The organism is Oculatella sp. LEGE 06141 (assembly GCF_015207605.1).
Lineage (GTDB): Bacteria > Cyanobacteriota > Cyanobacteriia > Elainellales > Elainellaceae > Oculatella.
Genome location: NZ_JADEWO010000111.1, coordinates 1 through 9,470 on the forward strand (window position 1 = coordinate 1; position 9,470 = coordinate 9,470).

Annotated in this window: 7 protein-coding genes; 5 read left to right on the top strand and 2 right to left on the bottom strand. The window is 50.4% G+C overall.

Annotated elements, in window-relative coordinates; all coding sequences use genetic code 11:
• Nucleotides 1-538 precede the first annotated feature (538 nt).
• Both IQ268_RS31365 and IQ268_RS31370 read left to right on the top strand, forming a co-directional pair.
• Nucleotides 539-1,138, top strand: coding sequence for an NYN domain-containing protein (locus IQ268_RS31365; RefSeq protein WP_193887295.1), 600 nt, complete (start codon nt 539-541; stop codon nt 1,136-1,138).
• Nucleotides 1,139-1,307: 169 nt separating this feature from the next.
• On the top strand, nt 1,308-1,775 hold the full coding sequence (locus IQ268_RS31370; RefSeq protein WP_193887298.1) for a universal stress protein: 468 nt from the start codon (nt 1,308-1,310) through the stop codon (nt 1,773-1,775).
• A gap of 34 nt (nt 1,776-1,809) precedes the next feature.
• Here the strand turns inward: IQ268_RS31370 and IQ268_RS31375 are convergent, their stop codons facing one another.
• A complete protein-coding gene (locus IQ268_RS31375; RefSeq protein WP_193887300.1) occupies nt 1,810-3,060 on the bottom strand; it encodes a cysteine desulfurase-like protein in 1,251 nt (416 codons plus the stop codon).
• 289 nt (nt 3,061-3,349) lie between these two features.
• Here IQ268_RS31375 and rppA point away from each other — a divergent pair, with 289 nt between their 5' ends.
• Nucleotides 3,350-4,057 (top strand): two-component system response regulator RppA, encoded by a 708-nt coding sequence (gene rppA, locus IQ268_RS31380; RefSeq protein ID WP_193887306.1) that lies wholly within the window; start codon nt 3,350-3,352, stop codon nt 4,055-4,057.
• 102 nt (nt 4,058-4,159) lie between these two features.
• Nucleotides 4,160-5,638, top strand: coding sequence for a sensor histidine kinase (locus tag IQ268_RS31385; protein WP_193887302.1), 1,479 nt, complete (start codon nt 4,160-4,162; stop codon nt 5,636-5,638).
• A gap of 29 nt (nt 5,639-5,667) precedes the next feature.
• Here IQ268_RS31385 and IQ268_RS31390 read toward each other — a convergent pair whose 3' ends face one another.
• On the bottom strand, nt 5,668-6,318 hold the full coding sequence (locus tag IQ268_RS31390; RefSeq protein ID WP_228035898.1) for a helix-turn-helix transcriptional regulator: 651 nt from the start codon (nt 6,316-6,318) through the stop codon (nt 5,668-5,670).
• A gap of 966 nt (nt 6,319-7,284) precedes the next feature.
• On the opposite strand from IQ268_RS31390, the gene IQ268_RS31395 reads away from it, so the two are divergent.
• On the top strand, nt 7,285-9,470 hold a 2,186-nt coding region (locus IQ268_RS31395), incomplete at its 3' end, for a Tex family protein (RefSeq protein WP_193887304.1).

The window sequence follows — 9,470 nt, forward strand, 5'->3', positions numbered from 1 at the left end:
ATAGTACCGTTGCATTTGAGCTTCAATGGGAGCAGGGTAAGGTTGCATTAAGTTTCCGCTTCATCGTCTACTTCTCCAGTGTACAAATGCAAAAGGTAGAATTACAGGTTATTTAATCCACGATCCTTAGCAGACCACTGTGGTGAAGATATAACGCTCTATTGCTAACGTTATTTCTGCTTTTGGGAAACATTGGCGTGTTGTCGTTCAAACGGTTTGTCATTCGTCTAAAGTGGCCGATCGCCAAACTAAACGCAACGGAACGTTAGAATTGAGTCCAACGGAGCGATCGGCTGATGGCTCTCTTAACCATAGCCACTCGTAACACGTGTGGGGCATCTTCTTCTTTAAGCGGCGTTCCGGGTTAGGGTGGTCTGATCCAGATCATCCTCCTGGCATAAATTATAGTTATCCTAAGTTTAGATTATGAAACTGTTCGCAGCATAAGCGTCTCGTCTGTGACACCTGCAAGCGAGATACCTGCGCCGCTCAAAATACAAATTCTTGACAAAACAAACTTAATCCAGGGCAATAACTCATGAACTATACCAATCCAAATACTAATAGAGAACTATTAGAAACCGTCAACGGTGATTCAATTTGCGATCGCCTTAATCGGGGTCGGGTCGCTATTTTTGTTGATGGTTCTAATTTATTTTATGCCGCGCTGCAACTCGGCATTGAGATCGACTATGCCAAGTTGCTCTGCCGCATGGTAGGAGATTCCCGGCTCATGCGGGCTTTCTTTTACACTGGGGTCGATCGCACCAACGATAAACAACAGGGGTTTTTGCTGTGGATGCGCCGCAACGGCTATCGCGTCGTCACGAAAGATTTGGTTCAACATCCAGACGGTTCCAAAAAAGCCAATCTAGATGTTGAAATTGCCGTAGACATGATGACCCTGGCAGACCATTTTGATACAGCCATTTTGGTTAGCGGTGATGGGGATTTGGCCTATGCGGTCAATGCGATTGCGTATCGGGGGGTACGAGTCGAGGTGATGAGTCTTCGTTCTATGACGAGTGACAGCTTGATTAACGTCGCCGACTACTACACTGACCTCGACGCGATTAAGCACGATATTCAAAAACTAAATAGCTCGGGCTATATCGGTTTTGCCGCAAGACCCACCTGAACCCACCCCCTGCCATTCAGCCGCTAGCGAAGCGGTAATCAACAAAACACCACTTAAAAGGCGATCGGGATCAGCTCTGAAGCGTTATCGTTACGTCAGAACGCTTTCGTGCGGAACCATCCTTTTCAGAAGGATGGGGTAATTTTTGTAGCAATACAGCAAATCTGGCGTGACTTATCAAAAAATCCTGGTGGCGATCGATCGCTCACCGTCCAGTGTCCACGTATTTGAACAAGCCTTAGGACTGGCTCAATCTGAAAAGGCCAATTTAGTGATTTTGCATTGTCTGCGGTTTGCCGATCAAGATTCCTATTCCGATCTCTATGGCAACGATCTGTCTAGCTTTTCGCAGACCATGCAAGACGACATGAAGCGCGATATTGATGACGCACAACGATGGCTAAGCACTTACCGCGATCGTGCCATTGCGGTGGGCGTTGCGGCGGACTGCAATTTAGCGCTGGGTCATGCAGGGCGGCGCATTTGCAGGCTGGCTCAAACCTGGAACGCCGACTTGATTGTAACGGGGCGGCGCGGTCGCCAGGTGCTAACCGAGATGTTGCTAGGCAGCACTAGCAATTTTGTGCTTCACCATGCTGCCTGTTCCGTGTTGGTTGTGCAGGGGGTTGAGGGCTAGTTTAACGGGGTGCCCCCTATGCGTTGAGCCGCACTCAAAAGAGCTGGTCAAACAGCGCAATCAGGCGATCGACTTCTTCGACCGTGTTGTAATGCACCATGCTGACCCGAATCACACCGTGCTGCGCGGCCAGTCCCAAGTCTTCGATCAGTCGTTTGGCATAGAAGTCGCCGTAGCGGATGCCGATATGGTGTGGGTCAATTTGGGGTGGAATGCTGGCGCTATCGACTCCGTCTACCACGAAGGCGATGGTTGGTACTCGCTTGCTTTGCTCGGCCTCGGCAGCACCGATAATCCGGACGTTGGCTTTCTGGTTGAGGTAACTGAGCAACCGATCGCCAATCACTTCTTCATGGATGCTGATCAGGTCAAATGCCTGAACCAGGCGATCGCGTAATTCGGGCGCAGCGCGATCGCCATAGTGCTGCGTTGCCAGATCGCTGAAATAATCACACAACCCGATGACCCCATAGCTGAGTTCATAATTCAGGTTGCCGGGCTGAAACTTGTAGGGAATATCGGTTGCGGTAATGAAGTAGTGATTCCATCCTGGCATCGCTAGCAAATGCTCGCGTTTGCCATACAGCACGGCATGGTGCGGCCCATAAACCTTGTAAAAGCTGAACACGTAAAAATCTACGTCCAGCGCTTGCACGTCAATCAAGCGGTGTGCCGCATAGCCCACTCCATCCACACAAACCATAGCCCCATGCGCGTGCGCCAGTTCTGTAATCGCCTGGATCGGCGTAATTGTCCCCAAAATATTAGAGGCGTGCGTCAGGGCAACGAGTCGAGTGCGGGGACTTAAAAGAGCGGCTAAATCAGCCAGATCAAGCTCTAATGTGGTTGGGTTAATGCGCCAGAACTTGACCACGATGCCCTGCTGTTGCAAGTCAACCCAGGGGCTGATATTGGCTTCATGGTCGCAGTTGGTCACAATCACTTCATCGCCGGGGCTGAAGGTGTGGCTGAGGCAAAGGGATAGAATCCTGAGCAGCAGCGATGTCGATGCTCCCATTACGATTTCGGCAGGGTCAGCCGCGTTTATTAATGTGGCGATCGACTGATTGGCGGCGGCTACCCGTTCGGAGGCCAGCCTGGAAACGGCGTAAGAGGCTCCAAGCTGTACGTCTGAAGTGAGCAAGAATTCGCTAATACGATCAACTACCCGCTTGAGCGTCTGCGAACCCCCTGCGTTATCAAAAAACGTCCAGTTGCCTGCCAGGGCTGGAAACTGCTGCCGTACTTCATCTACTTGCAGCGATCGCGCGTGAGTCAACGTCATGCAACACCTCGAATTATCAATCGTTTCATCATAGAAGGCAGATTGGACGAGAGGTGCAACACTTATGTCATGGGAGCAATACTGTTTTTGTTCCGGTTGGGATAGCTTACAGCCATTTTCATTTGCATTCACCCCACACCAAATCCTACACCCCACCCCCATCCTGGCAAGACTGTGGCTGACTCGATTGAGAACTGCTGTAAAATCAATCCAGCTCAGCATCAGGATGCCACATACGGCTCTTGGAACCTGCCTGTTTTCTTGACTCCTCCTGACTCCAATGACCCCTCTGCAAATCTTGTTGGTTGATGACGAAACTGAGCTAACCGAACCCTTAAGCCGAGTACTGACCCGCGAAGGGTATCACGTTGAGGTCGCGCACGACGGCATAGCAGGAAACACGCTGGCGGCACAAGGCCGCTATGACCTGCTGATTTTAGACTGGATGCTGCCGCACACCAGCGGGTTGCAAATTTGCCAGCAGTTGCGATCGCACGGCGATACAACCCCCGTTCTATTTCTCACCGCAAAAGATACAATCGACGACCGGGTTCAAGGGCTGGATGCCGGAGCCGATGATTATCTGGTGAAGCCGTTTGAGTTGCGAGAGCTGTTGGCGCGGGTGCGAGCCTTGCTGCGTCGTCCGCCGCTGCAAGATGTATTAGTTTCAAGCCGCATTCAAGTGGAAGAGTTGGAACTTGATGTCGAAAACCAGATGGCCTATCGCCACGGATACTCGATTGAACTGTCTGAGAAAGAGAGTCAGTTGCTGGCCTACTTTATGCAACATCCCGGCCAACTGCTCACCCATGCCCAAATTCATCAACATCTGTGGAGAGATGGCGAAAAACCGAGCAGTAACGTGCTGGCTGCTCAAGTTCGGTTGCTCCGTCGCAAGCTAGAAGGGATGGACGAAGCCCCTTTAATTCATACAGTGTATGGAAAAGGGTATCGATTTGGCCGTTCCACCGAACCGGACGGGGCACCAGAGGGATGAACACTTGATTTAGTATCGTTTCGCAAATCTATTGAACAAAGTTTCCCATCGGTATGCGAGGCTTTGTTAGGATGCATGGCGAGTCAGCATGTAAGTTCAACAATGAGGACAGCAGAGCCACCCAGCGACGCCAACGCCAACGGCAAGCTTCTAAAGCGTTATGGCGTTTTGAATACAGCTCCAGATGAGGGACTCGGACACCTCGTCAATTTGGCGATCCACATTTGTGGAACTCGTATGGGGTTGATTTGCCTGATGGAGGGCGATCGCCGTTGGGTGAAGGCCAGTGTGGGCTGGGATGCCTTGGAGGTTCCAGAGCCAATTAGCTTTTGCCTGCACACTCTGTCTCAACCGGATGGCCTGCTGATTGTGCCAGATGCGGCGATCGATGACCGCTTTGCAACGGACCCGCTGGTGCTGCCGCCGCCAGGTTTGCGGTTTTACGCCGGGGTTTCATTAGTCACTCCAGATGGGGTGGCGATCGGGACGTTATCCACCTTTGATCAGGCTCCTCACCCGCTGCAATCCGATCAGATCAACGCCCTGAGGCTTTTGAGCCGCCAGGTGATCATGCAGCTAGAGCTGCGGGCGGATGTTGCCAGCTTAGAACGGACGGTGACTCGCCAAAAACGGGTCGAAAAGGTATTATCTGAGCGCAACCGCCGCTTTCGGCTGACGCTGCGGGAACTGAAGCAAACCCAGGCTCAACTGATTCAAACCGAGAAGATGTCGAGTTTGGGGCAGATGGTGGCAGGAGTCGCGCATGAAATCAATAATCCGGTCAGTTTTGTGTATGGCAACCTGACTTACGTTAATCGCTACATTCAGGACTTGTTTACGTTGCTGAACCTGTATCAGCGGCACACTCCCCAACCGCATGTCGAGATCCAGCAGTGCATTGAGGCGATCGACCTCAGTTTTTTGGTGGAAGATCTGCCCAAGATTTTATCGTCTATGAAAGTGGGAGCCGATCGCATTCGCCAAATTGTGCTGTCGCTGCGAAACTTTTCGCGCCTGGATGAAGCGGAGAAAAAGCCCGTCGATATTCATCAGGGCATTGACAACACCCTGCTAATTTTGCAGCATCGTCTCAAAGCTACGGTGGATACCCCCCGAATTGAGGTGATTAAAGACTACGGCAAGATTCCGCCAGTGGAGTGTTATGCCGGACAGTTGAATCAGGTGTTTATGAACATTTTGAGTAATGCGATCGACGCGTTGGAACAGGCTGCAAATAGTAGCCCCGATCGCACTTCTCCACGCCACAACCAAATTACGATCCGGACAGCAATAGTGGATGAGGATCTGGATCACGTCACGGTAACGTCAGCCATGATTCACATCATTGATAACGGGCTGGGCATGCCAGACGAGGTAAGAGAGCGAGTCTTTGATCCGTTTTTTACCACAAAGTCGGTTGGCAAAGGCACAGGACTGGGGTTGTCCATCAGCTATCAAATTGTGGTTGAACGACACGGCGGCACGCTGGATTGCCAGTCGGAACCGGGTGCTGGCACTCAGTTTCGTATCAAAATTCCAATTCGTCAGACGCTGAAAACGCCTGAGGCGACTGTAGTGTAACCGCAACACTTCAGGCTTTCCTGCTAGTTCTATTCCTCCCAATCCTCCCACTGCATCGCGTCTCGTCTGGCGTGAATGTTCTTGAGGTGTTTTTTGACCGTATCTACAGCAATATGCAGTTCAGCCGCGATCGCTTTGTAGGTGTATCCTGCCCGCTTCAGCAACCACACCTGCGTTTCACGCTCGGTAAGGCCATACTTTTTAGCTTCCGCGATCGCCATATTTTTAGCCGACTCATAGCGATTTTCTAACGTGAGGAGCAAGCAAGGCCGGGTACCATCGCTCAGTTCCAACCACCGTGCCCGAATGCGGATAGTTACGGGTTTGCTAATGCTAATTTCATCCTCAATGATTACAGCCTGGTCGGGGAATAGCTCACGGCTTTCCATCAACACCTGGCAAATATGCCAGATTTGTTGTGGAACCGGCTGTTCGGATGACGTATCTCCAACCAACTGCATACAAATACGCCGAGCCGTACTGTTGGCATGAATCACGTCTCCTTCATTGGTCAAAATCAGAATGCCGTCCACCAGGCTTTCAATCACACCCTGTAACAGCGAGTAGATGCCGATATCCGCATCGGTTGAGTTGTTGAACGGGCGCACCTGTTGCCGCCGAGTCAACGACTGTGAGGTAGGCATAACCTGACGACTGAAACTATTGATTAAAGTGTTCATTTTTGGGGGCTCTAATGAACTCAACATTAGCCTTGACAATTATCTCAACCACCAAACTATTAACGGTTTTAAACAAGCAGTTAAGACTGTAAATCAATACATTTAAGGCTTGTGCTACAACAACCTGAGCTAAGTATTTGATCGTGTTATGTACCACTACAGTCACTATGCCTAAAATTCCGGCGGCTGTTTTTTATCTCAGTGCAGTTGATTAAAGGTGATTGAAGATCCAGGCTTGTAGCTAAGTAGTCGCGTCCAATAGAATGGCACTTCGTCACTCAGGAACATTAGCTGTATGTCAACCAGCATCTTTAAGCATTAGTGAATCGGGAAACAGCACAGAGGTGATGCTTCTTCAATACTGCTGTTGTTTATGTATTTCCATAACGCCACTCTGGGGTTTGGATCAGGAAAGAACTCAAAACCAGGTTGCCAAAGTAAAATCATTTAACACTCTTTAGCCTGTCAAACGTTTTCACAGCAATCGTTTGATTCAATTAAATGAGGTATGTTAAGTCTTACAAATCGACTTGATATCTTCCTATGATGTTCGAATTTGACGGAACGGTAGTCACACGTTTGGGTTAAACTGTTGCGATCGCCGCACCCTTAAAGCCAACTGCATTCGTTAACCTGCGGCAAGAAACACCCTGAAACATGATCATGAACAATCATGGTGAAGCACAGGTATTGTACAAGTTTTTCTTCTCTTAAAAGCTAAGGTTTTAATGAAGAGACGATCACTCAAATGAGTGAGATTGACTGACGTTCTTGCTAATAAAAACAGTTTTATTCGATTCGTTTACCTGTTCATGTGGCTCCCATCTGCTGAAGCTGTCTGTTGAAGTGCCCACTAGCGTGCGAATTAGTGAGGTGCGCTATATTGATAGGCTCACTGGCAGCCTTGGGCGATGTTTCATGCCACGGTTGCAACTATTCTGGAAGAAGTGATTCTCGATTGATTGAATGCTGAATATTCCAAACCTTTTAGCAGACGAACTGGCGCTTAAACCCTTTCAAGTTACCCATGCCTTAGAGCTATTTGCCGAAGGGGCAACGGTTCCCTTCATTGCTCGCTATCGTAAAGAGCGCACGGGCGAAATGAATGAAATTCAATTGCGGGATTTGCTCGATCGCTACACCTATCTGACGGAGCTAGAAGAACGGAAAGCCTCTATTCTGAAAGCGATCGCCGAGCAGGGCAAGCTTACAGACGAGCTACAAACCCGGATTGAAACCTGCCTGCAAAAAAACGAACTTGAAGATCTGTATTTGCCCTACCGCCCCAAACGGCGCACCAGAGCAACGATCGCCAGGGAGAAGGGGCTGGCACCGCTGGCCGAGTGGATCAAAGCGCTCAACCAACCCAAAGCAGCCGATGCTTCATTCGATCAGGAAGCGGCAAAGTATATCTCTGAAGTAACGGGTGTGCAGACGGCAGAAGATGCTTTGAAAGGGGCAACAGACATCCTGGCCGAAGAGGTGGCCGAAAAAGCCGGGTTACGGGCTTACTTGCGTGATTATTTGATGGAATCTGGTGTGTTTTCCTCTCAAGTTAAGGCCGACCATGCCGAAGGTACCACCAAGTTTGAGATGTATCGTGCTTATCAGGCCAGGGTGAAGGCGATCGCTCCCCACAACCTGCTGGCGCTCTGCCGGGGGGAAGCAGAGGGTGTTTTAAATGTTGAGCTGGTGTTTGATGAAGAGGCGGTGCTGGCCTATTTGGAATCGAAAGAGATCCGCTCCCCGCATCGCACCATTCGCGCCTTTTATCGAGCCATGCTAAAAGACGCGTTTAATCGGTTGATGAAAACCTCATTGATTAGCGAAGTGCGTGCCGCCAAGAAGCTAGAAGCCGATGTGGAATCCATCAAAACCTTTGAAACCAACCTGCGCGAACTGTTGCTGTCTGCCCCAGCCGGAATGAAGCCTACCCTGGGAGTCGATCCGGGGTTTCGCACGGGCTGCAAGGTAGTGGCGATCGACCAGACAGGTAAGTTTCTGGACTACCAAACCGTTTTTCCGCACCAGGGGGCGCACCAGCGAGTTCAGGCCGCCCAAACCATCCAGAAATTGATCACAACGCACCAGATTGAGCTAATTGCCATTGGTAACGGTACGGCAGGCCGAGAAACAGACGAGTTCATTACCGAAGTATTAACTACTCTCGATCGCCAGCCCATTAAAGTGATGGTGAACGAATCGGGTGCGTCGGTTTATTCGGCCAGTGAAGTAGCGATCGCTGAATTCCCCAATTTTGATATCACCGTACGAGGAGCCGTCAGCATTGCCCGCCGTTTGCAAGATCCGCTAGCAGAGCTAGTGAAGATTGATCCCAAATCGATTGGCGTTGGGCAGTACCAGCACGATGTCGATCAAAAACTGTTGCGAAAGAAGCTCGATGAAACGGTAGAAAGCTGCGTCAACTACGTTGGCGTTGACCTGAACACGGCCTCCAAAGAACTCCTTACCTTTGTTTCCGGTATTTCCCCCACCATTGCCAACAACATTGTGGCCTACCGCAACCAGAACGGAGCCTTCAAAAACCGCCGTGCCCTGCTCAAAGTTGCGAAGCTAGGGCCAAAAGCCTTCGAGCAATCGGCTGGCTTCTTGCGGATTCGTGACAGCGATAACCCACTCGACAACACCGCCGTTCACCCCGAAAGTTACCGAGTTGTGGAAGCGATCGCCACCGACCTCAACGTGCCGCTCGACCAGCTCACCCGCGTTAGCGATCGGCTTAAAGCAGTTGACTTAAAGAAATATGCTACCGACGCGATCGGTGAACCAACCCTGCGAGACATTCTGGCCGAACTCGAAAAACCGGGCAGAGATCCGCGCGCCGAATTTAAATACGCCACCTTTAAAGAAGGAGTTAAAGAACTGAGCCACCTATCCATTGGGATGGAACTCGAAGGCGTTGTGACCAATGTGGCGAACTTTGGCGCATTTGTTGATATTGGCGTTCACCAGGATGGACTGGTTCACGTCTCCAAACTGGCCGATCGCTTCGTCAGCGACCCCAAACAAATCGTTAAGGTCGGTCAAGTCGTCAAAGTTTGGGTATTGGATATCAACGAACAGCTCAAGCGCATTAGCCTATCTATGGTGCCCCTGGGTAAAACCAACGAGCCACCCACCAGCAAAAATCG

What these genes read in the sequence shown, in the direction of transcription:
- IQ268_RS31365 (WP_193887295.1), top strand. Translation starts at nt 539, where the DNA reads ATGAACTATACCAATCCAAATACTAATAGAGAACTATTAGAAACCGTC.
- IQ268_RS31375 (WP_193887300.1), bottom strand. Translation starts at nt 3,060, where the DNA reads ATGACGTTGACTCACGCGCGATCGCTGCAAGTAGATGAAGTACGGCAG.
- IQ268_RS31385 (WP_193887302.1), top strand. Translation starts at nt 4,160, where the DNA reads ATGAGGACAGCAGAGCCACCCAGCGACGCCAACGCCAACGGCAAGCTT.
- IQ268_RS31390 (WP_228035898.1), bottom strand. Translation starts at nt 6,318, where the DNA reads ATGAACACTTTAATCAATAGTTTCAGTCGTCAGGTTATGCCTACCTCA.